We start from the raw sequence: 22,679 nt of genomic DNA, 5'->3' as shown, positions 1-22,679 counted from the left end.
GCCAGGACGGCGCCGCCCGAGCCGGTCCGCGTGGCGCTCGGCGAGCGGCTGCGCGGCCTGCGCGAGGCGGCCGGGCTGACGGCCGAGCAGGTCGAGAGCGCGCTGGGCCGCGGCGCGATCCGCGTCGAGGCCGCGGAGACCGGCCGCGCGGCCCCCGCTCCGGCCATGGTGGAGCGGCTGCTCGACCTGTACGGGGTGACCGCGCTGCCGGCGCGCGAGCACGTGCTGTCCCTGGCCCGCGGCGAGCGCGAGCCCGCCTGGTGGGACACGAGCGCGGTGCCCGTCTGGCTCGCCACCGCCTTCGCCCTGGAGCAGCGGGCCTCGGTGATCCGCGTGTACGACCCGCGGACGGTCCCGCCGCTGCTCCAGACCGAGGCGTACGCCCGCGCCGCGATCGGCGCGGCCGGGCCGGCCACGCTCGGGCAGACCTCCGTCGAGGCGGCGGTGCGGCTGGTCCTGGCCCGCCAGGAGATGGTCTTCGCCGGCCACGGGGCCGGGCAGGGGGCCGGGCACGGGCCTGTCGTGTGGGCGATCATGGACGAGGGCGTGCTGCTGCGCTCCATCGCCGAGCCGCCCGTCCACCTGGCCCAGCTCGACTCCCTCATCGACCTCGCCAAGCGTCCCGGTGTCTCCCTGCACCTGGTGCCTCTGAACGACCCGGCCTATCTGCCCCGCACGGGGCCGTTCACGCTCTGGCGTTACGCCGAGGCGTTCGAGCCCGACATCGCCTGCGCGCACACCGTCGAACGCGACGAGCTGATCATCGAGCCGGGGGCCGTCGAGGCCTACCACCAGGCGTTCGCCAAACTCTCGGTCACCACGACCACCCGCGAGGAGACGTTCGACCTGCTGAACACCCACCGTGACCGCATCGCCCGAGGATGATCGATAATTACCCGGGAAACGTATATTTCCCGATTATTTCGCTCCAATAGGTTGTATTGTTGGGACATTTGGAGCATTTTCAACTTGGTCCTCCGAGTGGGGTCGAAGGCCGCGGAACTTTCCCGTACGGCAAGGTGAGGGGAAAGGGGCGATACGTCAAATGCGTCAACGTGCCATCCGTAATCTGGCCAGGCTCGACACGGCCCAGGCGCGTGTCACCCGGATGCTCGACGCCGCCGCCGGAGGAAAGAACAACTTCGTGGCCGACCGCGACGCCGTGCGCCGCTACGACGAGGCCGCCCCCGTGACCACCGCCGCCGCCCGCGCGGTGCTCGCCTTCCTGGCCCGCGTGGTCCGCCACCTGGCGGCCGGCGGGATCGACCAGTTCGTGATCGTCGGCAGCGGGGTGCCCAGCGGATTACCCCCCGGCCGTCAGCTGCACGATCTCGCCCGCGAGGCGCTGGGCCGCTCCGGCGCCCGGGTCCTGTACGTGGAGAACGACCCGATGGTCCTGGCGTACGCCCAGGCCACCATCGAGCCCGTCACGGACCTGGTGCGCGTGGTGGAGGGCGACGTGCGGCAGGTGGAGGACCTGCTCGGCGACCGGGTGGTCAAGACGTTCATCGACTGGGACCGGCCCGTGGGCGTGCTGCTGGTCTCGGTCGCGGGAGCCGGCGACGACGACGCCCGGCACGCGATCAAGTGCCTGTGCCACGCCGCCGCCCGGGGCAGCTACCTGGCCCTGCTGCAGACCACCTTCGACGCGATCCCCGAGGAGCTGCTGCCCGCCGTCGGCGAGCTGCTCGCCATGACGCTGCCGGGGCACGTCGTCCGCACCCGCGCGGAGGTGGCGGCGCTGCTGGAGGGGCTGGAGCTGGTCGAGCCGGGGCTGGTGTGGGTGCCCGAGTGGCGGCCCGACGGCCGCGACGAGGCGTGCGCGGCCCTGCCCAGCGCCTCGGGCAACTACGGCGCCGTGGCCCGCGTCCTGTGACCCGTCCGCGGGGCGGTCAGTCCCACCAGAACGACCAGGCGTGCCTGCCGATGATCTGCTCGGCGTAGCCGTGCAGGTCGCCCGGCCCCTGCACCACGTTGTCGGGACAGAACGCCCAGTGCTCGGCCGCCACGTGCAGCGCGTGCTCGGCGTCCACCGGAGGCGCCGCGACGCTCAGCTCCAGCGTGTTGAACCCCACGCACACCACCCGCGCCCCGAACCGCTCCTCCCAGCTGCGGACCACCGCCGCGAGCGGCACCATCCACTCGTTGTGGTGCAGCGCCCCCTGCCAGCCCATCACGGCCAGCGCGTCGGCGCCGCGCCGGGCGGCGACCAGGCCCAGCGGCATCCCGCGCGGCGCGAGCTGGTCGGCGTACCAGTCGGCCACCTCGCCCGGATCGGCCTTCGGCACGCCGGGCGCGGCCGGGCCGGGGCAGAGCGCGCCGTAGGGGTCGAGCTCGGTGAGGGCGTCGGGCGGCATCTGCGCCACCCATTCCTGCCACACCTCGTGCATGAACCCCTCGGCCGTGAAGTGGTCGATCATCGCCGGCTCGTCCGGCACGACCTGCCCGATCGACCAGGGCTGGGCGGACTCGTCCAGCAGCACCGGCCACAGCCCGCTCGCGGCGTGCTCGTCGCGTAGGCGGGCCCACTCGCGGCCGGACACGGGCTCGTCGCTCATCCAGAACGCCGGTCTGGCCGCCTCCCCCTGCCCGGTGTAGCCCGGGTCGGGCCAGACGAGGTCACCCGGCGGCAGAGCGACCCGCAGCGTGCGGCCCCTGCCGGCGTCGGCGAACAGCCGGCCCAGCTCGCGTGGCAGCCGATGATCTGTCATGCCCTACCGTCTCCGTACGGACCCGTCGGGGAGATGGTAGTGCCGCCCACCGACATGGCCAGGGGGCGGCGGGACTTAGCGGGGGCGGCGTCACTCATCGGGGGCGGCGCGAATCATCGGGGGCGGCGGGAATCACTTGCGGAAGCGGTGCGGCCGGTCGTCAGGGCAGGGGCGGGGAAGGCCCGGAGGTGTTTCCGGCACGGCCGCGCCGACCGTGCCGGAAACGTCAGCGGCCGGTCAGTAACCTCCGTACGAGTGGTTCGAGTGCTGGGAGGACGTGGAGGTGGGCGCCGGGGTCGCCGTCGAGGTCGGCGTGGTGGCCGTCGAGCCGCCGGAGCCCGCGGGCCGGATGACGCCGAGCAGGCCGTGCCGGCCGCCGTCGATGCCGGCGGAGAACCACAGGGCGTTCTCGCCGCCGTTGGCCGCGGTGCCGACCTCCAGGTCCCAGAGGCCGGGCAGCTGGATCGGCTTGCCGTCGGCGGTGCGCAGCGCGCCGAGGTGACGGCTGTTGCGGTAGGCGTGGACGGTGCCGTCGCCGAAGTTGCCGACGAGCAGCGATCCGGCGTAGGCGCCGCGCGGGGCCGCGGTGATCGCCCACGGCGCGTTCAGCCCGGTACGCGCGATGCGGCCGGTCAGGCGGCCCTCGGCGTTGAAGCGGCTGACGAAGCCCTTGCCCGCGCCCGCGACGGACTTGCCGGTCGCCGGGTCACGCAGCGCGTACGCCACCCAGATGTTGCCGTTGGCGACCGCCACGTTGAACGGGGAGTAGTTCGAGGGAATGGCCGGATCCCTGAACTGCCAGCCCCGGAGCTTGATCTTCTCGAAGTCGGAGTTCCAGGCGGCGATGCGGCCGTGGGCGAAGTCGGCGGCGAGCAGGAAGTCGCCGTCGTCGGTCTGCGCGAGCGCGAGGCCCTTGTAGTCGGCGCCGCGGGTGAACGCGGCGATGAGGGCGTTCTTCGGGTCCGCCTCGGCGTTCCACCCGCTGATCGCGCCGCTGGGGCTGGCGAAGATGAACGTGGCGGGCTTGCCCTTCACGGTGAACCCGTCGGTCGGGTTGAACACCTGGCCCGTCGGGGCCCCGCCCGGGATGGCGACCTCGGTCTGCTCCTTCTTGCCGGCGCCCGAATAGACGGTGGCGCTGCCGGTGCCCGTGTCGGAGACCCACAGGGTCTTGCCCATGGCCAGGCCCCAGGGGTTGACCAGCTTGGGGTCGGTGAGGGCGGCCTTGCCCCGGACGTCCGAGACGAGGCTGACGACGTCGAACCGCGCGCGGGGAGTGGCGTTGGCGTGCGCGGGAGTGGCGAGAGTGCTGCCCAGGCCGACCGCGACAGCGCAGAGTGTGATGATGCGTAACCGCATCCGTGCCTCCTTGTTAGCGCTTGTGACGCGAGATACGCGGGCGCCCCGGGGAAGGGTTCAGTATGGTCCGGAAATATCCGGCGAGGCGTTTCTTGTCGCCTGTTGGGGAGAAGGGTTGATATGGAAGTTTTGGGGATTGATATCGGTGGCTCGGGCATCAAGGGCGCACCCGTCGACGTCTCGGCGGGCAAGCTCGCCCAGGAGCGCCTGCGCATTCCCACCCCGCACCCGTCCAAGCCGGAGCCCGTCGCCGAGGTGGTGCGGCAGATCGCCGACCATTTCAGCTGGTCGGGGCCCATCGGAGTGACGTTCCCCGGCGTGGTCAGGGACGGGGTGGTCCGCACCGCCGCGAACGTCCACCACTCGTGGATCGGCGTCGACGCGGCCGAGCTGTTCGGCGGCGCGACGGTGATCAACGACGCCGACGCGGCCGGCATCGCGGAGATGACCTTCGGTGAGGGCCGGGACCGGCGCGGGACCGTGCTCATGCTGACGTTCGGCACGGGCATCGGCAGCGCCCTGTTCATCGACGGCGTGCTCGTGCCCAACACCGAGCTCGGCCATCTGGAGCTGCACGGCAAGGACGCCGAGCGCCGCGCCTCCGACAAGGCCCGCGAGGACGACGACCTGGGCTGGGACAAGTGGGCCGAGCGGGTCGAGGAGTACCTGCGGCACGTGGAGATGCTGTTCTCCCCGTCGCTCATCGTGGTGGGCGGCGGCGTGAGCAAGAAGGCCCACAAGTGGCTGCCGCACGTCCGGATCGACACGCCGATCGTGCCGGCCGCCCTGCAGAACGAGGCGGGCATCATCGGCGCCGCCCAGATGGCGGGCACCCGGGCGGGCTGATCCGCGCGCCGTCCGGCTCGCCGATCAAGATATTGAGCTCCCGGACGCAACCGGAACCGCGTTTCGGGAGTCTCATTGATGGGCGTGGCCGTTCACGACGCAACTCTGGGGAGAGTGGGCCCGCCGTGGACGGCCACGGCCATGCCCGGAAGACCGCCCGCGACGACGCGGGCAGACTGCGGCGCGGGCGGTCATGACGCGGGCGGTCATGGCAGAGGCGGTCATGGCAGAGGCGGTCATGGCGCGGGCCGGTTATTGGGATGCGCGGCGGCGGCGCGGTCCGGCAGCATGGACCGTTGGCTCCCGGTGCACGGGGCTCAAATATCCTGGAAGCAGTATGGGAACCTCCGCGTTGTCCTCTCCGCTCACCGACATCCAGTCCCGCCTGCCCGAGCTCATGCCGCGCGACCAGCGGCGGCTGCGGCGCAGGCTCGACGGCGCGCGCCGGGTGCGCTCCCGCGAGGCCCGCGACAAGATCGCCGCGGAGATCCTCGCCGACGTCGAGCGCGCCGAGCAGCGGCTGGCCCGCCGCCGCGAGGCCGTGCCTGCGATCACCTACCCCGAGAACCTGCCGGTCTCCCAGCGCAGGGACGACCTCCTCGCGGCCATCCGCGACCACCAGGTCGTGATCATCGCCGGTGAGACCGGGTCCGGCAAGACCACCCAGATCCCCAAGATCTGCCTCGAACTCGGGCGCGGCGTCCGCGGTCTCATCGGCCACACCCAGCCGCGCCGCATCGCCGCCCGCACCGTCGCCGAGCGCGTCGCCGAGGAGCTCGGCACCGAGCTGGGCCAGGTCGTCGGCTACAAGGTGCGCTTCACCGACCAGGGCAGCGACCGCACGCTCGTCAAGCTGATGACCGACGGCATCCTGCTGGCCGAGCTCCAGCACGACCGGCTGCTGGAGCAGTACGACACGCTCATCATCGACGAGGCCCACGAGCGCAGCCTCAACATCGACTTCATCCTCGGCTACGTCAAGCAGCTCCTGCCCCGGCGCCCCGACCTCAAGGTCATCATCACCAGCGCCACCATCGACCCCGAGCGGTTCTCCCGCCACTTCGGCGACGCGCCGATCGTCGAGGTCTCCGGCCGCACGTACCCCGTCGAGGTCCGCTACCGGCCGCTCGCCGAGGACGACGACCAGACGCAGGGCATCGTCGACGCCTGCCGCGAGCTGGTCACCGAGGGGCCGGGCGACATCCTCGTCTTCCTCAGCGGCGAGCGGGAGATCCGCGACGCCGCCGACGCGCTCGGCAAGGCCGACTTCCGCAACACCGAGGTGCTGCCGCTGTACGCGCGGCTGAGCGCCGCCGAGCAGCACCGCGTCTTCCAGCGCCACACCGGCCGCCGCATCGTGCTGGCCACCAACGTGGCCGAGACGTCGCTGACGGTGCCCGGCATCAAGTACGTCGTCGACCCCGGCTACGCCCGCATCTCCCGCTACAGCCACCGCACCAAGGTGCAGCGGCTGCCCATCGAGGCCATCTCCCAGGCCAGCGCCAACCAGCGCAAGGGCCGCTCCGGCCGCACCTCCGACGGCATCTGCGTCCGACTGTACGAGGAGGAGGACTTCCTGAGCCGGCCGGAGTTCACCGACCCGGAGATCCTGCGCACCAACCTCGCCTCCGTCATCCTGCAGATGACCTCGATCGGGCTGGGCGACATCGAGGCGTTCCCCTTCGTCGAGCCGCCGGACCGCCGCCAGGTCAAGGACGGCGTCAACCTGCTGCACGAGCTCGGCGCGTTCGACGCCGAGGGCCGGCTCACCCCCGTCGGCCGCAAGCTGGCGACCCTGCCGGTCGACCCGCGCCTCGGCCGCATGGTGCTGGAGGCCGAGAAGCACGGCTGCCTGCGCGAGGTCATGGTGATCGCCGCCGCACTGTCCATCCAGGACCCGCGCGAGCGCCCCGCCGACAAGCAGCAGCAGGCCGACGAGAAGCACCGCCGCTTCGCCGACCCCGAGTCCGACTTCCTCGCCTACCTCAACCTCTGGCACTACCTCCAGGACAAGCAGAAGGAGCTGTCCTCCAGCGCCTTCCGCCGGCTCTGCAGGGCCGAGTTCCTCAACTACCTGCGCGTACGCGAGTGGCAGGACATCTACAGCCAGCTCCGCCAGGCGCTCGGCGTCCAGCCCAACAGCCATCCCGGCGACCCGCACAGCGTCCACGTGTCGCTGCTGGCCGGCCTGCTGTCGCACATCGGCGTCAAGGACGTCATGGACAAGCAGCGCCCCGCCGACGGCCGCCGCCCCATCCAGGAGTACATCGGCGCCCGCAACGCCCGCTTCGCCGTCTTCCCCGGCTCCGCCCTGGCGAAGAAGCAGCCGCAGTGGGTCATGTCCGCCGAGCTCGTCGAGACCTCCCGGCTGTGGGCCCGGGTCAACGCCAAGATCGAGCCCGGCTGGGTCGAGCCGCTCGCCCAGCACCTCGTCAAACGCGCCTACTCCGAGCCCCACTGGGAGAAGGACCAGGGCGCGGTCATCGCGCTGGAGAAGGTCACCCTGTACGGGGTGCCGCTGGTCACCGGCCGCAAGGTCAACTACGGGCGCATCGACCCGGAGCTGTCGCGCGAGCTGTTCATCCGGCACGCCCTGGTCCAGGGCGAGTGGGACAGCCACCACGAGTTCCTGCGCGCCAACCGGCGGCTCCTCCAGGAGGTCGAGGAGCTGGAGAACCGCGCCCGCCGCCGCGACATCATGGTCGACGACGAGGCCCTGTTCGACTTCTACGACCGGCGGGTGCCCGCCGACGTGGTCTCGGCCCGCCACTTCGACGCCTGGTGGAAGAAGGCCCGCGCCGACGACGCCGACCTGCTGACGTTCTCCCCGGAGATGCTCGTCAACGAGGGCGCCGACGTCAGCACCCAGGACTACCCCGACACGTGGCGGCAGCTCGGCCAGCGGATGAAGCTGACCTACCAGTTCGAGCCGGGGGCCGACGCCGACGGCGTGACCGTCCACGTGCCGCTCCAGGTGCTCAACCAGATCGGCTCCGACGGCTTCGACTGGCAGATCCCCGGCCTGCGCGAGGAGCTCGTCACCGAGCTGATCAGGTCGCTGCCCAAGCCGCTGCGCCGCAACTTCGTGCCCGCCCCCAACTACGCCAGGCAGGTGCTGGCCAACGCCAGGCCGGGCGGCGAGCCGCTGCTGGAGGCCGTGGAGCGGGAGCTGCTGCGCCTCACCGGGGTACGCGTGCCGCACGACGCCTGGCAGCTCGACCAGCTCCCCGACCACCTGCGCGTCACGTACCGGGTGATCGACGAGCGCAAGCGGACCATCGCCGAGGACAAGGACCTCGACGCGCTCAAGCGGCGTCTCGCGCCCCGCCTGCGCCAGACGCTGTCGGCGGCGGCCGACGACCTGGAGCGGACCGGACTGCGCACGTGGAGTTTCGGCACGCTGCCCAAGGTGTTCGAGCAGGGCCGCATGAAGGGCTACCCGGCCCTGGTGGACGACCGCGACTCGGTCTCCGTCAAGATCTTCGAGACGGAGGCGGAGCAGCGCCGCTCCCACTGGCCCGGCACGCGCCGCCTGCTGCTCCTCAACGTCACCAACCCGGCCAAGTCGCTGCTCGCCGGCCTGTCCAACCAGGCCAAGCTGGCCCTGTCACGCAGCCCGCACGGCGGCGCCGTGGCGCTGTTCGACGACGTGGTCAACGCGGCGGCCGACAAGCTCATGCTCGACCGGGGCGGCCCCGCCTGGGACCCGGTCTCCTTCGACCGCCTCTACCAGCACGTACGGGCCGAGCTGCACGACACGGCGGCGGACGTGCTGGCCAAGGTGGAGCAGATCCTGAGCGTGTGGCACGCGATCGGCACCCGGTTGGACCCGCTGCCGTCGAGCGCCTCCACGGAGGACGTCCGCGAGCAGCTCGGCCGGCTCGTGTACGCGGGATTCGTCACCGCGACCGGCAACCGGCGGCTGTCCGACGTGCTGCGCTACCTGCGGGCCATCGAGCGGCGGCTGACCAAGCTGCCGGAGGAGCCCTGGCGCGACGAGGAGTGGATGGCACGGGTGCACAAGGTCGAGGACGACTACCACGACCTGCTGGACAGGCTCCACCCGGCCCGGCGCTCGGACCCGGACGTGGTGGAGATCAGGTGGATGATCGAGGAGCTGCGGGTCAGCTTCTTCGCCCAGACGCTCGGGACCCCCACCCCGGTGTCGGAGAAGCGCATCGCCAAGGCGATGGAGAAGCTCAGCCCTTGAAGATCGAGGTGTCGAGCTCCAGGTTGACGGGATCGGGCAGCATGATCGGCGAGCCCACGTCGACGGTGGTGATCGTCCGGTAGGTGCCGTGCTGGATGTTGTGGTGGACCGTGACGATCTGAGGCGAGGCCAGGGTGTCGATCAGCAGGTAGATCGGCACGTGGCCTTGCGCGTAGAGGCGCGGTTTCTCCTCATGGTCGCGCGCCACGCTGCTCGGTGAGACGACCTCGGCGACCAGGATGACGCCCGAGGACATCAGCTCCAGCTGTCCCCAGCGCGGACAGTCGGCCGGTGAGAGGACATAGTCGGGGGCGACGGGCTCACGAGGCCCCTCGATGCAGATGTTGACGCCGCCCACGGATCCTCGCCATCCGCGCTGCCTGCGCACGGGAAGCAGCGCGTCGTGCAGGTCAGCGGCGATCCAGCTGTGCTCAGGAGTGCCCAACGGGCTCAAGATCACAGTCCCTTCGATGACCTCTGCCCGGAATCCGGGAAGGGGGGGTAGTGCATCGAACAATTCGCGGCCCGTCCTTGGAAAGGGCCCCTCAAGGGTGAACATCGGCTTCGCGCGTCGGCGCTCATCCATGACTCTGACCGCAACCATGGGCCGTCCCTCCGTAGTCGAACGGGCACGCTAAGTATTGCATGTCCTGACCCTCCGCTGAGGCGCCTACCGCCCGCCCGTACAGTGGGGGCCGACGAGAAGGGACAGGCATGATCAAGGCAGTGGTGTTCGACGTCGGCGAGACGCTCATCGACGAGACGCGCATCTGGTCACGCTGGGCCGACCGGCTCGGCGTGAGCAGGTTCGTGATGATGGGCGCGCTGGGCGGCATGGCGGCCCTGGACCGCTCGCACCGCGAGGCGTTCGAGCTCGTCCGGCCCGGCATCGACATCGCCGCCGAGCTGGCCGCGTGGGAGCGGGACGAGCCGGAGAGCCTGCGCAACCACTTCGACGCCGACGACCTCTACCCGGACGTGCGCCAGGCCCTGGCCACGCTGCGCGACGCCGGTCTCCAGGTGATCGTCGCGGGCAACCAGCCCGCCCGCGCCCACGGCGCACTGGTGGCCATGGAGTTGCCGGCCGACTCCGTCCACACCTCCGAGGGGTGGGGCGTGTCCAAGCCCGATCCCGGGTTCTTCGCCAAGGTCGCCGCCGTCGCGGGGCGCGAGCCGTCCGAGATCCTCTACGTGGGTGACCGGCTGGACAACGACGTGCTGCCCGCCGGGCGGGCGGGCATGCGCACCGCGCTGCTGCGGCGCGGGCCGTGGGGGTATCTGCACGCCGAGCGGCCGCAGGCCGGGGCCGCCGACGTGGTCGTCGACGACCTGCACGCCCTGCTGCCGGCCCTGTCGCGCCTCACCTGAGCCGGCCGGTCCCGCCGTCGGCCCCGCCCGGCTCGCCCGGGTCGCCGGTGTCCTGGTCGCCCGAGTAGAGGGCGTCGGGGTCCAGCGTGTCGGGGTCGACGCGGACCGCGCGCTCCTCGGCCGACAGGTCGCCGGAGTCCCCGCCCCAGTCCTCGCCGACCTCGTCACTTTCGACGTCCGGTGCGAGGCCCTCGTCGGGCTGGGTGAGCCGGTGCTCCTCCCGGCGCGTCCGCTCCCGCTCCGGCTTCTCCCGCCGCAGCCGCTCGTCCAGGGTGTCCTCGTGCTGGGGGTCGTCCTCGTCGATGCGGTGATCGAGGCCGAGGTCGTCGGTCCACTCCTCGACCTCGATCTCCTGCTCGTCGGCGAGCCCGAACCTGTCCGGAGGTAGTTCGCTCATACGGCACCCATACCCCTGGGCGCGACCGGAACCCTAGGATCCGGCCTTCCGCAGAGCCTGCTCCAGCTCCTCCTTGTCCATCTGCGACCGGCCGGGCAGGTCGGCCTTCTGCGCCTCCTTGTACAGCTCCGCCTTGGTCGGCTCGGCGCCGTCCTTGGAGCCCCCCTTGGAGCCGCTCTTGGAGCCGTTCGAGGTGCCGGCGGCCTTGGTGAGGGCGGTCAGCTCCTCCTGGCGGCGCTGCTTGAAGGCGGCGCCGAGCTCCTCCAGCTTCCTGGCGTCGGCCGTCCGGGCCAGGGTCGGCAGGATCGTGCTCTCCTCTTCCTGCACGTGGTGGTTCACGGACTCGACCAGCTTGTCGAGGGCCTCCTCGAACTCGGCGCCGTCCGGGTCGGCCCGCTTGAGCGCGTCGAGCAGCACCTCCGCCTCCTTGTGCTCCTCCACGCCGTGGTGGGCGTCGATGCCGGGGTAGACGCGGTCCTCCTCGGCGCGGGCGTGCGCGGTGAGGAGGGCGTACAGCTCGGCGACGGTGGCCCGCCGGTCGCCCTGCTTCTTCTTGAGCCGCTCGAAGAGCGCCTCGACCTCGCGGTGGTCACTGGTGATGAGGGTGATGACATTGTTCGCCATGGCGGCACCTGCTACCCGCGCGACGGGCGTCCAATCGCGACGTTCTCAGCGGCCGATCGCCGCGCCGATGAGCGCGCGCGGGTCGGCCGCGCCCGCCAGCACGCCGTCCGGCCGTACGTCGATGAGGTGCGCGTGGCCGAACGTGCTCCCGTACGGGCGGGCGGTCACCGGGTGGCCGAGCGCGGCCAGCCCGTCCGACCAGGGCGTGCCGTCCTCCAGGTCCAGGACGGTGTCGTCGGGCGCGTACCAGGTGTCGAACCCCGTGCCGGCCGCGCCGATCCGCCAGCGCGGAGCCGCGACGGCCTCGCCCGGGAGCTCGCCGTGGCGCAGCAGCCGGGTGATGACCTGGAGCAGGATCTGCGGCTGCGCGTCGCCGCCCATGGTGCCCACGACGGAGCGCAGCGCGCCGTCGGGCCGGGTGACCAGCGCCGGCGCGAGCGTGTGCGGCGGCCGGCGGCCGGGGCCGTACTCGGCCGGGTGTCCGGGCGTGAGCGAGAAACCGATGCCGCGGTTGTGGAGGTTGATCCCGGTATGAGGCTCGAAGAGCATGCTGCCGAAACCGGCGGCGTTCGACTGGATGAGGGAGACGCCCATCCCGTCGCCGTCCACCGCGCACAGGTACGTGGTGTCGCCCGGCTCGGCCGGAGCGGTGAGGCGCAGCCTCCGGGCCGGGTCGACCAGCGCCCGGCGCCGCTCGATCTCCCCGGACGACAGGAGGTCCTTGGCGTCCTCGTGCAGGAGGGCGAGCCGGTCGTGGCCGCTCACCCGGGCGGCCTCGGCCAGCAGGTGCGCCCAGAGCGGATCGCCGGGGGAGGCGGGCAGGTCGAGCCCGTCGGCGATGCCGAGCGCCATGAGCAGCAGGTAGCCCTGGGAGTTGGGCGGCATCGACCAGACGTCGTGGCCGAACGCCCGCACCGCGAGGGGGGTGACCCAGTCGGCGTTCGGCCGGGCGAGGTCGGCGCGGTCGTACTCGCCGCCGCCGAGCTCCAGCAGGCCCTCCCCGAACTCGCCGAGGTAGAAGCCGGCGCGCCCGTCCGCGGCGACGGCGCTCAGCGCCCTGGCCACGCCCGGCCGCGTCATCCGGTCGCCGGCCGCGCGGACCGCGGCGAAGTCGCCGCCGCCCGGCCGTCCCGCCGCGACGCGGGCGCCGGCGAGCATCAGCGGCGAGGCGGCGAAGCCCTGGCTCGCCAGCCTGATCGCGGGTTCGAGCAGTGAGGGCAGGGGAAGCCGGCCGTACCGCTCGTGCAGCGCGAGCCACCCGTCCACGCAGCCGGGCACGGGGACCGAGCGGATGTCGTGCAGGTGCGGCATGCGCTCGTGCCCCTCGGCACGCAGCCGGTCGGGGTCGGCTCCCGACCCGGCGCGGCCGGAGGCGTTGAGCGCGGTCACCTCGCCGGGGGAGCCGTCGTGGACCAGGGCGAACAGGTCGCCGCCCAGCCCGCACATGTGGGGCGCGGTGACGGCGAGGACGGCGTTCGTGGCGATGGCGGCGTCGGCGGCCGAGCCGCCCCGGTCGAGCGCCGCCACCCCCGCCGCGGAGGCGAGGTGGTCGACGCTGCACACCATGCCGGATGTCGCGTATCGGGTGTCATGCACCTTCACGACCTTACGGTGGCTCCCGGTCCGGGCAAGGCCGCGGGCGGGATTCCAAGCGAGTTCGCAGGCGGCGGGGCCGCGGGGAGGGGCCGGTCAGACGGGTTCGAGGGGGCGGTCGCGGCTCACCAGGGCGGCGTAGTGGCCGTCGAGGGCCAGCAGGTCCTCGTGCCCGCCGCGCTCCACGACCCGGCCCCCGTCCAGCACCACGATCTGGTCCGCGTCCCGCACGGTGGACAGCCGGTGCGCGATGGTGATCGTGGTACGGCCCTCCGCCAGCGTGTCCAGCGCCTCCTGCACGGCCCGCTCGGTCTGCGTGTCCAGGGCACTCGTCGCCTCGTCCAGCACCAGCACCGGCGGGTTGCGCAGCAGCGTGCGGGCGATCGCGAGGCGCTGCTTCTCTCCGCCGGAGAAGCGGTAGCCGCGCTCGCCGACCAGCGTGTCGTAGCCGTCGGGCAGCGCGGCGATGTGGTCGTGGATGCGGGCGGCCTCGGCGGCGGCCCGCAGCTCCTCGTCCGTCGCGTCGGGCTTCGCGAAGCGGAGGTTGTCGGCGATGGAGGCGTGGAAGAGGTACGTCTCCTGCGACACCACGCCGACGGTGTCGGCCAGCGTCTCGAAGGTGAGGTCGCGGACGTCCACGCCGTCGATGGTGATCCGGCCGGCGGTGACGTCGTACAGCCTGGGCAGCAGGTAGCCGAGCGTGGTCTTGCCCGAGCCGGTCTCGCCGACGACGGCCAGGCTGGTGCCCGCGGGCACGGTGATGTCCACGCCGGTCAGCGCGGGCGCCTCGCCGTACGAGAAGGAGGCGTCCTCGTAGCGCACCTCGCCGCGCACGGACGGGAGCGTCCGGGTGCCCGGGTGGATGTCCACGGGCAGGTCGAGGTACTCGAAGATGCGGCCGAACAGCGCGAGGGAGCTCTGCACCTCCACGCCGAGCCGCAGCAGCGACACGGCGGGCCGGAACAGGCTCACCTGGAGCGTCGTGAACGCCACGAGCGTGCCCACGGAGATCGCGCCGGTGTAGCCGACCGCCCAGTAGATGACGGCGGGCATCGCGGCCATGACGATCTGGATGGACGCCTGCCGCCACCGCCCGGCCATGCTGGAGCGCACGCCGAGGTCGGCCAGCTCGTCGGAGGCACCGGAGAAGCGCCGGGTGAGCTCGGCCGAGCGGCCCATGGTGCGGCCGAGCAGGATGCCGCTGATCGACAGCGACTCCTGGACCATGGAGGAGATGACCGCGAGCGTGCGCTGGCGCTCGGAGGTGATGCGCCTGCGCTCGGCGCCGACGTGACGGCTGATCCACACGAACACCGGCAGCAGCACGAGCGAGATCGCGGTCAGCCGCCAGTCGAGCGCGACCATGGCCACGATCGTGGCGATCACGGTGGTGAGGTTCGAGACGATCGAGGTGGCCGTGTTGGTGACCACGGACTGCATGCCGCCGATGTCGTTGGCGATGCGCGACTGGACCTCTCCGGTCCGCGTCCGGGTGAAGAAGGCCAGCGACATGCGCTGGAGGTGGGCGTACACGGAGGTGCGCAGGTCGTGCATGACGCGCTGGCCCACCGTGGTGGACACCAGCGTCTGCACGACGTCGAAGACGCTGGTGGTCACGGCGACGACGATCATCCCGAGCGCGAGCAGCGTCAGCAGCAGCGGGTCGCGCTGGGGGATCGCGACGTCCAGCACCTCGCGCAGCAGGAACGGCGAGGCCAGCGACACCAGCGACGACAGCAGGATCAGGACGCCCACCAGGCCCAGACGGCCGCGGTAGGCGCTGAAGAGCGTGACGACGCGCCGCAACGGCGCGCGTGGTTCGTCTGCCAAGAAGACTCCTTTCGGATGTTCGCTCAAACAGAGGTTAACTCATAATTGTTCCCGACTCTAAGCTTGGGCCATGGACGACGTGGAGCTGTCCGAGCTCTTGCACCTGGTCACCCGCCGGTTGCGGCATGGCTACCTCCACCGGCTGGAGCCGCTCGGGCTGACCCCCGGGCAGGCACGGGCGCTGCGCGCGCTCATCGACGCCGGCCGGCCGCTCCGCATGGTGCAGCTCGCCGACCAGCTCCGGATCGTGCCGCGCTCCGTGACGCCCGTCATCGACGCGCTGGAGGAGGCGGGGCTGGTGCGCAGGGAGGTGGACCCGGCCAACCGGCGCTCGACGCTGGTGGTCATCACGGACGCCGGCCGGGAGGTGTACGAACGCGCCCGCGAGGCCCGCCGGCAGGCGGGGCAGGACCTGTTCGCGGTGCTCACGGGGGAGCAGCGCGACCAGCTCAAGGAGCTGCTCGGCGCGGTGGAGGCCCAGTTCGGGTAGCGCCGTCACCGGTCGCCCGGTCGGGGCGGCCCGGTCCGGGAGCCGGCTCAGGGCCGGCGTGACGCGGTCCGTCCGCCGGTGACCGTGGCCAGGCACGGCGGGCACGTCAGGAGGGCGGAGTACGGATAGCGTCCGCGCGCGTCGAACACCGCGAAGTCGGCGCGGCCGCCCGGCCCGAGCGAGCCGATCCGGCCCACGCCGCCGTCCATGCCGAGCGCCCCGGCCCCGCCCAGCGTGAGCGCCTCCACGAGCCTGCGGTCGAGCCCTCGTGTCCGCGCACCGATGGCACGGGCGCGTTCCCGCACGATGCGTGCCTGTTCGAGCAGGCCCGGACCCGCCGGGGAGGGCCCCGTGCCGAACGCGATGCGGTCGCCCTCGTCCAGCAGCGCCGGCACGTCGTCGAGCGCCTCGCCGGGTGCGGGGCAGACCGTCACCCGGGTGCCGCGCAGGCGCAGCAGCTTGCGCTCGCCGGGATCCAGCGGGCGGGCGCGGGCCACGTGGCAGTGCGGTCCGAGGGCGCCCGCCTCGTCCAGCGCGGCGGGGGAGTCGAGCCCGAGGTCGGCCAGCAGGCGCAGCCCGAACGTCCGGGCCAGCAGCGCCACGTCCTCCAGCACCTGCGGGTCGGCCGTGCGCGGCGCGACGCCGACGCCGCCCGGCCGGTCGAGCTCCCTCATGGCGGTGATGACCGCGTCCCGGCCGATCCGCTCCCACTCCTCCTCCGACGCGCACGCCACCTCGACGTACGAGAGGCCCGGCAGCCCCGGCTGGTCGGCGGGGGCGGCGACGATCTCGGCCCGCGCCGTCACGCCCGGAGCAGGGACGCCGGGACCGGAGCAGGCGTCCACCAGGCCGGCCACGATCATGCCGGGCCAGCGGCGCTCCTCGGCGATCGGGAAGTACGCGAGCAGGTCGGCCCGTGGACCGACCTGGAGCACGCGGTCGCCGCGGATGGCCACGCCGCCTTCGCGGATCGGCTCCGTGGTGATCGGCAGCACCAGGGGAGCGGAGTGGAGGACGATCGGGACGGGAGCGCGCCTGCCGAGGACCGGTCCGGCACGCTTCCCACGCGGCATCTCGGCTCCCGTCAAATCTTCCCTTTTCGTATTAAACGTGACCATGGCCAGGGGCGCAATCAGCTTCCGGGATGCTGCCCCCTCGGCCGGTAGCGGCCCGACAGCCGGGCCAGTTTGAGGCTCAGATGCAGGGCCAGCCGCTCGCCGCCGTCCTTCAGATCGGTGCCGGCCAGCTCCTCCACGCGCTGCAGCCGGTAGTAGAGGGAGGTGCGGTGCAGGCGAAGCGCCCGGGACGTGGCCACCGCGCTGCCCGCCAGGTCGAGGTACGTCTCCAGGGTCTCCAGCAGGGGGAGGTGCTGGTCGTCGCCCAGGAGGGGTTCGAGGCCGGGGTGCAGGTCGTGGCCCGGCAGGTGGGTGAGCATCCGGTAGACGCCGAGCCGGGTCCACTCCGCCGTCCGGCCGGTGGCGGGCACGCGGGCGGCCACCTCGGCGGCGTGCCGGGCCTCGGCGTACGAGGCGGCGGCCCCGTCCAGGGCGGGCCGGGGCCGTCCGACGCCGACGGTGACCGGGACGGGCATGGCCGCGTGCAGCTCCTCGGCCGTGGCGAGCGCCGCCGTCGCCCCGGACTCGCCGGGACCGCCCGAGACCCCGCTGCCCGAGACCCCGCCGCCGGAGGGGCCGCCGGCGGCGATCAGCAGGACGACGTGGTCGTGGCGGACCAGGTGCAGCGGGTGGTGGCCGGTCAGCCGGCGCCGCAGCGTCAGGGCGCCCTGCTCCAGCGCCGCCCCGGTCTCCCCGCCGGACGGCGCTCCCCCGGCGGCGGGGCGCGGAAGGGGGCGGGCGACCAGGGCCGTCACCGGCTGGGCGCGGGGGAAGGCGCCCGCCTCGACGAGGCGGCGGGCGGCGTCGTGCTCCCCGAGCATCAGCCCCGCCATCGCCTCCAGCTCCCGGTGCGCGGGCAGTCCCGCGGCCAGGCTCTCGTGCAGCAGGGTCAGGCCCAGCGCGGGAGCCGCCGCCGCGGCCTCGGCCACCTGCGCCTCCGTCAGGGCCGGCCCGGCGTCGATGAACCACAGGAAACCCAGCAGCCCGCCGTCGTGCCGTACCGGGACGCACACCCGCGGCAGCAGCCCGAGGGCGGGCGCGCCCGGGACCCGCAGCGGGCCGGGCGCGTCGTGGATCCCGGCGGCGGCCAGCCACCGGCGGGCCTCAGGCGTGGCGCGGCGGCGCAGGATCGAGTCACGGCGGACGTCGTCCATGGCGCCGGTCTGCTCGCTGTGCGCGAGCACCCGGTGCAGCCGGTCCTCCACCAGCAGGGGATGTCCGAGGCGCGCGGCGAGGTCGTCCACGCTCTGCTGCAGGGCCGCCACAGCTCACCTGGGAATTTCAACATATGTCGGAAGACTTGCCACAGGTCTTCCCTACAACTGCGCGATGATCTCTGTCAACATCGCCTATAGCGTCCCATCCGTGAACGCCCCGAAGAAGCTGTTACGAGGTCTCCTGACCGCCCTGGTACTCGTACCGGTGAGCCTGATGGCGACCCCCGCTTCCGCCGCGCCCCCCACCGACGACCCCGACCTCCCCTGGCGCCGGGCCCTGTGGCCCCAGACGCAGCCGTGGCAGCAGGACGGCCCCGACACACAGGAGCTGCGCGCCCGGCCCACCGCCGACATCGCGCCGATCGACCCGCAGAACTGGGAGAACCCCGACCACATGACGTGGTCGGACTACAAGAAGGCGCCCGGCACGAGCTGGAACGACCCGGCGGTCAAGGGCTCCAAGCGCACCTTCCGGGGCGCCCTGGTGCTGCTGGACTACCCCAACCAGCCGTTCGTGGTCACCCAGCCCAAGGGCTCGACCATCTTCCAGAACCCGAGCGCCGAGGCCCACGATGTCCCCCGCGACCAGGTCGCCAAGTTCTACCAGGACTTCCTCAACACCCCGAACGACCTCAACAAGGGTCACACCATCCACGAGTACTGGATGGAGGACTCCGGAGGACGCGTCGGCGTCGAGCTGACCGGCTTCGGCCCGTACACGATGCCCGGCAAGGACCACGAGTACGCCATGGAGTACCAGGCGGACGCCTGCCCGGCCGGCGACACCTGCAACCGCAACCTGCGCGCCGACGGCAACGCCGCCTGGCTGGCCGCCGTCGGCGAGGAGACCGTCAAGCAGTTCGACTTCGTGTTCTACCTCAGCGCCGGCCAGGACGAGTCGTCCACCTGGCAGGAGTTCGGGATGATGAAGTTCCCGGACAAGGAGTCGGTGCCCGACGAGTGGGGCCCGCCGGACCCCGCCCTGCCCAACGCGTCCAAGACCCGCTACGTCGACTGGACGTCCTGGCAGTCCGGCTCGACGTTCTGGCCCAACGCCCGCTTCGGCGTCGACTCGGTCCAGGCGGAGAGCTCCGGCATGTCCGTCTACGCCCACGAGCTGAGCCACATCATGGGCGTCGCCGACAACTACAACAACCCCTACGGCACGCCGCTGCGCCGCGCGTACTCCGGCATCTGGGAGATGCTCAGCCGCGGCACGTTCAACGGACCCGGCGGCCCGCACAGCCGCTGGCTGATCCCGCCCACGTCCGGCTCCTCCATGGGCGCCCAGCACATGCTGCGCAACAAGATCAAGCTGGAGATGGTCGACGAGCGCAACGTGCTGAGCCTGTCCCGCGACGCGCTCGCCGAGTCGGGCCTCGTGACCGCCCGGGTGACGGCCCGCGCCGTGCGGCCCGGCCAGGACGGGCTCATGGGCCTGAACATCGCGTTCGGCAGCGGCGACAAGAGCCCCGCCTGCGACACCAGGACCGACCCCCTGTGCGACGGCGGCGGCTACGACAACTACACCGTCGAGGTCGTCGACCGGATGGGCACCGACTCCTTCACCCCCGACTCCGGCGTGCTGCTGGCCAAGACCAAGGACCAGGACCGGTCGCCGTTCATCTGGGTGGTCGACGCCAACCCGCAGGACATCGGGATGACCGACTACGTGCTGCCCGACGGCACCAAGGTGCCGATCACCATGGGCGACTACCGGCAGCTGTCCGACGCGCTGTTCCACGCGGGCACCGGCTCGGGCAGCGAGTACGAGTTCGCCGACCAGGCCAACCGCCTGCACTTCTACGTCACCGACGTCAAGCGCGACCGCCAGGGCGTGCTGTCGTACACGGTGGCGGTGCGCTCGCTCGACGGCGCCGGCCCGCAGAGGCGCGGCGTCCGCGTGCTGCCGGGCGCCGGGGTCCCGGCCGGCAAGAACGTGTCCCGGTGCTCGTTCCCGCTGCTCAACACCGGCAAGGCCGCGCCGGCGCAGGGGCAGCACCCCGAGGACGTCAGCGCCTACCTCGGCTCCGACGTCTACCGGCTCAAGGCCGAGGTCAAGGGCAAGGGCTGGACCGCCCAGCTGCCCAACGAGCTGGCGTCGGTCGCGTTCGGCAAGCAGGCCGGCGTGACCGTCAACGCGGTGCGCGCCTCCGGCGGCGACCGGCTGGCCACCGTCACGCTCACCGCCACCTCGGAGAGCGAGCCGGCCAGGACGGCCACGGCCACCTGCCACGTCATCGGCCTCTGACCCCGTCGCGGGGTACGGCCGGCACCCGGCCGTACCCCCTCCCTCCGCGCGAAGACACGGACCCGTGCGAAGACACGGAAAGAGAGGTCTCCTTGACAGGGCAGCCGCCGGACAAGCCGGAGCCGCGGCGTCGCCGGATCCCGGTGGCCGCGCCCGTCGCGGCGGGCCTGGCCGCGGCCGCCGCCAGCATTTTGGCCGCCTCCCTGGAGTGGGACATCCCGTCCGTCGCCAAGATCGGCGTGACGGCCGGCGCCGCGCTCCTCGTCGGCCTGACCACCTGGGCCACCACCGAGGCCAAGCCCAGGGCGCTGCCGAAGGGCGACGCCGCCGCCACCCGCGCGCCCGACCAGTGGCCGCCCGTGCCGGAGCACTTCACCGGCCGTGCCGAGGCGCTGGCCGAGCTGCGCGACGTCTTCGCCGCCCGCCGCAACGCCAGTGACGTCACACCGCCGCTCGTCGTGTCCGTGTACGGCAGGGGCGGCGTCGGCAAGTCCGCGCTCATGTCCCGGTTCGGCCAGGAGGTCGCCGGCTGGTTCCCCGACGGGCGGCTGCACGCCGACCTGCGCGGCGGCGTGGACGCCCCGGTGCGCCCGGAGGAGGTGCTGATCGGGTTCCTGCGCGCGCTCGGCGTCCGGCTCACCACCGACCCCGGCGGCCTGGAGGAGCTGCGGCGGCTCTGGCTCACCTGGACCAAGGGCCGCCGCATCCTCATCGGCCTCGACAACGCGCACAGCCCCGACCAGGTCAAGCCGCTCATCCCGGCCGAGCCCGGCTGCGCGGTGCTGGTCACCTCGCGCCAGCCGCTGTTCCTCAACGGCACGCACGACACGCGGCTCGGCGTGTTCAGCGAGGCGCAGGGGGTGGAGTTGCTGGCCCGGCTGGCCGGCAGCGCCCGCGTGGTCGACGACCTGGACGCCGCCAAGGAGATCGTCCGGCTGTGCGACCGCCTGCCGCTGGCCATCGGCATCTGCGGCGGCCGGCTGGCCACCCGCGAGCAGTGGACGCTGCGCGAGATGGCGAACCGGCTGCTCGACGAGCGCCGCATCCTCGACCAGCTGGAGCTCGCCCCGACCGTGGACAAGAGCGTCCGCGCCTCCGTCCAGCTCAGCTACGACGACTGCACCGGCATGCAGCGCCGCCTGCTGCGCCTGCTGTCCGAGCTCACCTCGCCCGACGTGCCCGGCTGGGTGGCGGGCGAGCTGCTCGACATCTCCGTGCTCGACGGCGCCGACCAGCTGGAGGCGCTCATCGACGCCCAGCTCGCCGAGTGCTCGGGAACCGACCAGACCGGCACCATGCGCTACCGGCTGCACGACCTGGTCCGCGTCTTCGCCGCCGAGCCGGCCGCCGAGGAGGACGAGGGCCGTCGGCGCGACGCCGTCGAGCGGGTCCTGTCGGGCTACCGCCGCCGTGCCGAGGCCGCCGCCCAGGACCGCTGGCCGCAGGACTGGAGCAAGGCCGGCCGCCGCTCCAGCGCCGAGGGCCAGGTGCACGCCGGCGACTGGCTCAACGCCGAGCGGCTCAGCCTCGTCGCCCTGGCCGAGCTGGCCCGGCGGCACGAGCTGTGGGAGCTGACCTGGGGGCTGGCCCGGGCGTTCTGCTCGCTGTGCCACTCGCTGCGCGCCTACTGGTCCGACTGGCGGGCGGTCGCCGAGCTGGGCTGCGAGGCCGCGCTGCGCACCGGCGACCGGCGCGCGCTCGGCATCTCCCTGCTGGACCGCGCAGCCGTGCAGGGCGGGCTGGGCGCCCACGAGGCGGGCCGCGTGGACGCCGAGCGGGCGCTGGAGCTCTTCGTGGAGCTGGGCGAGACGTGGTGGGCGGCCCGCGCCAGGCGGGCCATCGGCATGTCGCTGTTCTCCGACGGCCACCTCGACCGCGCCCAGGAGCACCTGGCCGGGGCGATCGCCGCGTTCCGGGCCGAGGACGACCAGTGGTGGATGGCCCGCACCCAGCGCAACCTGGCCGAGCTGCGGCTGTCCGAGCGGCGGCCGGAGGAGGCCAGGGAGCTGCTGGAGGACTCACTGGCCGTGTTCGAGCGGGCGGGCAACCGGTACTCCGAGGCGCAGACGCTGCGCGCGTACGGGGAGGTGCTCGCCGCCCAGGCGCGCGGCCTGCGCCGGGAGGGCGAGCACCGGGCCGCGCTCGACGGGTTCACCAGGGCCGGGCACAGCCTGAGCCGGGCCGCGGAGATGTTCCTGCAGCGCGGCGAGCTGTGGGAGGAGGCGCGCTGCCTGCGCGCCGCGGGCGAGGTGGGCGACCCCGCCAACGGGCTGCGCGAGCTGGAGTACGTCCGGCGCGCGGAGGACATCCTCGCGGCGCTCGGCGACTCGTGGGGCGTGGCCCGCACCGCCCTGTCCGCCGGGCGGGCGCTGGCCCGGCTGGGCCGTGTCGAGGAGTCGGAGCGGGAGCTGCGCCGCGCCGTGGAGGCGTTCGAGGAGCTGGACGACCGGTGGTGGATGGCGCTCAGCCTGCGTCACCTCGGCGAGGCGCACCTCGACGCGGGTGGCGCGGCGTCGGCGGTCGGCCCGCTGCGCGAGGCGCGGGAGATCTACCGCAGCCTCGGCAACGAGGCCGGCATGCGCCGCACCCTGGAGCTCCTGCGCCGCGCGGAAGGCTGACCCCGGCCCCGGCCCCTACCGCGGGTCGTGCGGGCGGCCGTGTGCTTGCG

17 protein-coding genes are annotated in these 22,679 nt (G+C 72.9%); 8 read left to right on the top strand and 9 right to left on the bottom strand.

Annotation, left to right across the window (positions count from 1 at the left end):
• On the top strand, nt 1-885 hold an 885-nt coding region (locus tag ABZS51_RS31320; protein WP_355448491.1), incomplete at its 5' end, for a helix-turn-helix transcriptional regulator.
• 160 nt (nt 886-1,045) lie between these two features.
• On the top strand, nt 1,046-1,876 hold the full coding sequence (locus tag ABZS51_RS31315) for an SAM-dependent methyltransferase (RefSeq protein ID WP_355448489.1): 831 nt from the start codon (nt 1,046-1,048) through the stop codon (nt 1,874-1,876).
• Between the two features lie 16 nt (nt 1,877-1,892).
• Here ABZS51_RS31315 and ABZS51_RS31310 read toward each other — a convergent pair whose 3' ends face one another.
• The gene (locus ABZS51_RS31310; RefSeq protein WP_355448486.1) at nt 1,893-2,711 is read right to left on the bottom strand and encodes a DUF4253 domain-containing protein; all 819 of its coding nucleotides are present in this window, start codon (nt 2,709-2,711) and stop codon (nt 1,893-1,895) included.
• 237 nt (nt 2,712-2,948) lie between these two features.
• Nucleotides 2,949-4,070: a TIGR03118 family protein gene (locus tag ABZS51_RS31305; protein WP_310710864.1), complete on the bottom strand. Its 1,122-nt coding sequence runs from the start codon at nt 4,068-4,070 to the stop codon at nt 2,949-2,951.
• Nucleotides 4,071-4,190: 120 nt separating this feature from the next.
• On the opposite strand from ABZS51_RS31305, the gene ppgK reads away from it, so the two are divergent.
• Both ppgK and hrpA read left to right on the top strand, forming a co-directional pair.
• Nucleotides 4,191-4,916: a polyphosphate--glucose phosphotransferase gene (gene ppgK / locus ABZS51_RS31300; RefSeq protein WP_355448482.1), complete on the top strand. Its 726-nt coding sequence runs from the start codon at nt 4,191-4,193 to the stop codon at nt 4,914-4,916.
• Between the two features lie 337 nt (nt 4,917-5,253).
• Nucleotides 5,254-9,126 carry an ATP-dependent RNA helicase HrpA gene (gene hrpA, locus ABZS51_RS31295; RefSeq protein WP_355448479.1) on the top strand — a complete coding sequence of 1,291 codons (3,873 nt, stop codon included), beginning with the start codon at nt 5,254-5,256 and terminating at the stop codon, nt 9,124-9,126.
• On the opposite strand, the gene ABZS51_RS31290 is transcribed toward hrpA, so the two are convergent.
• Nucleotides 9,116-9,685: a Uma2 family endonuclease gene (locus ABZS51_RS31290; RefSeq protein WP_355448497.1), complete on the bottom strand. Its 570-nt coding sequence runs from the start codon at nt 9,683-9,685 to the stop codon at nt 9,116-9,118. The two genes, hrpA and ABZS51_RS31290, sit on opposite strands and share 11 nt — an antisense overlap.
• A 155-nt stretch (nt 9,686-9,840) precedes the next feature.
• Here ABZS51_RS31290 and ABZS51_RS31285 point away from each other — a divergent pair, with 155 nt between their 5' ends.
• Nucleotides 9,841-10,494, top strand: coding sequence for an HAD family hydrolase (locus tag ABZS51_RS31285; RefSeq protein WP_355448476.1), 654 nt, complete (start codon nt 9,841-9,843; stop codon nt 10,492-10,494).
• Here ABZS51_RS31285 and ABZS51_RS31280 read toward each other — a convergent pair.
• The 4 genes from ABZS51_RS31280 to ABZS51_RS31265 all read right to left on the bottom strand — a co-directional run bounded on the left by ABZS51_RS31280 (nt 10,487) and on the right by ABZS51_RS31265 (nt 14,938).
• Nucleotides 10,487-10,891: a DUF5709 domain-containing protein gene (locus ABZS51_RS31280; RefSeq protein ID WP_355448473.1), complete on the bottom strand. Its 405-nt coding sequence runs from the start codon at nt 10,889-10,891 to the stop codon at nt 10,487-10,489. The two genes, ABZS51_RS31285 and ABZS51_RS31280, sit on opposite strands and share 8 nt — an antisense overlap.
• Nucleotides 10,892-10,924: 33 nt before the next feature.
• On the bottom strand, nt 10,925-11,515 hold the full coding sequence (locus ABZS51_RS31275) for a hemerythrin domain-containing protein (protein WP_355448470.1): 591 nt from the start codon (nt 11,513-11,515) through the stop codon (nt 10,925-10,927).
• Between the two features lie 45 nt (nt 11,516-11,560).
• Complete coding sequence (locus tag ABZS51_RS31270) at nt 11,561-13,111, bottom strand: gamma-glutamyltransferase (protein ID WP_355448467.1); 1,551 nt, start codon at nt 13,109-13,111, stop codon at nt 11,561-11,563.
• A 93-nt stretch (nt 13,112-13,204) separates the two neighbouring features.
• A complete protein-coding gene (locus tag ABZS51_RS31265) occupies nt 13,205-14,938 on the bottom strand; it encodes an ABC transporter ATP-binding protein (protein ID WP_355448464.1) in 1,734 nt (577 codons plus the stop codon).
• A 70-nt stretch (nt 14,939-15,008) separates the two neighbouring features.
• On the opposite strand from ABZS51_RS31265, the gene ABZS51_RS31260 reads away from it, so the two are divergent.
• The gene (locus ABZS51_RS31260) at nt 15,009-15,428 is read left to right on the top strand and encodes a MarR family transcriptional regulator (RefSeq protein ID WP_310710873.1); all 420 of its coding nucleotides are present in this window, start codon (nt 15,009-15,011) and stop codon (nt 15,426-15,428) included.
• Between the two features lie 47 nt (nt 15,429-15,475).
• Here ABZS51_RS31260 and ABZS51_RS31255 read toward each other — a convergent pair whose 3' ends face one another.
• Nucleotides 15,476-16,501, bottom strand: coding sequence for an amidohydrolase family protein (locus ABZS51_RS31255; protein ID WP_355448461.1), 1,026 nt, complete (start codon nt 16,499-16,501; stop codon nt 15,476-15,478).
• 59 nt (nt 16,502-16,560) lie between these two features.
• Nucleotides 16,561-17,808, bottom strand: a complete 1,248-nt coding sequence (locus ABZS51_RS31250) for a helix-turn-helix domain-containing protein (protein WP_355448458.1) — start codon at nt 17,806-17,808, stop codon at nt 16,561-16,563.
• A gap of 100 nt (nt 17,809-17,908) precedes the next feature.
• Here ABZS51_RS31250 and ABZS51_RS31245 point away from each other — a divergent pair, with 100 nt between their 5' ends.
• Both ABZS51_RS31245 and ABZS51_RS31240 read left to right on the top strand, forming a co-directional pair.
• Entirely contained in the window at nt 17,909-20,011 is a 2,103-nt protein-coding gene (locus tag ABZS51_RS31245) for a M6 family metalloprotease domain-containing protein (protein WP_355448455.1), read from the top strand.
• A gap of 92 nt (nt 20,012-20,103) precedes the next feature.
• Complete coding sequence (locus ABZS51_RS31240; protein ID WP_355448452.1) at nt 20,104-22,629, top strand: tetratricopeptide repeat protein; 2,526 nt, start codon at nt 20,104-20,106, stop codon at nt 22,627-22,629.
• Nucleotides 22,630-22,679: the final 50 nt, after the last annotated feature.

The sequence above is a fragment of the Nonomuraea sp. NPDC005501 genome (assembly GCF_040605905.1).
Classification (GTDB): domain Bacteria; phylum Actinomycetota; class Actinomycetes; order Streptosporangiales; family Streptosporangiaceae; genus Nonomuraea.
This window is presented reverse-complemented; position numbering and strand designations above follow the sequence as displayed.

Coding starts and splice junctions, on each gene's coding strand:
- ABZS51_RS31315 (WP_355448489.1), top strand. CDS start 1,046: ATGCGTCAACGTGCCATCCGTAATCTGGCCAGGCTCGACACGGCCCAG.
- ABZS51_RS31310 (WP_355448486.1), bottom strand. CDS start 2,711: ATGACAGATCATCGGCTGCCACGCGAGCTGGGCCGGCTGTTCGCCGAC.
- ABZS51_RS31305 (WP_310710864.1), bottom strand. CDS start 4,070: ATGCGGTTACGCATCATCACACTCTGCGCTGTCGCGGTCGGCCTGGGC.
- ppgK (WP_355448482.1), top strand. CDS start 4,191: ATGGAAGTTTTGGGGATTGATATCGGTGGCTCGGGCATCAAGGGCGCA.
- hrpA (WP_355448479.1), top strand. CDS start 5,254: ATGGGAACCTCCGCGTTGTCCTCTCCGCTCACCGACATCCAGTCCCGC.
- ABZS51_RS31290 (WP_355448497.1), bottom strand. CDS start 9,685: ATGTTCACCCTTGAGGGGCCCTTTCCAAGGACGGGCCGCGAATTGTTC.
- ABZS51_RS31285 (WP_355448476.1), top strand. CDS start 9,841: ATGATCAAGGCAGTGGTGTTCGACGTCGGCGAGACGCTCATCGACGAG.
- ABZS51_RS31280 (WP_355448473.1), bottom strand. CDS start 10,891: ATGAGCGAACTACCTCCGGACAGGTTCGGGCTCGCCGACGAGCAGGAG.
- ABZS51_RS31275 (WP_355448470.1), bottom strand. CDS start 11,515: ATGGCGAACAATGTCATCACCCTCATCACCAGTGACCACCGCGAGGTC.
- ABZS51_RS31260 (WP_310710873.1), top strand. CDS start 15,009: ATGGACGACGTGGAGCTGTCCGAGCTCTTGCACCTGGTCACCCGCCGG.
- ABZS51_RS31255 (WP_355448461.1), bottom strand. CDS start 16,501: ATGCCGCGTGGGAAGCGTGCCGGACCGGTCCTCGGCAGGCGCGCTCCC.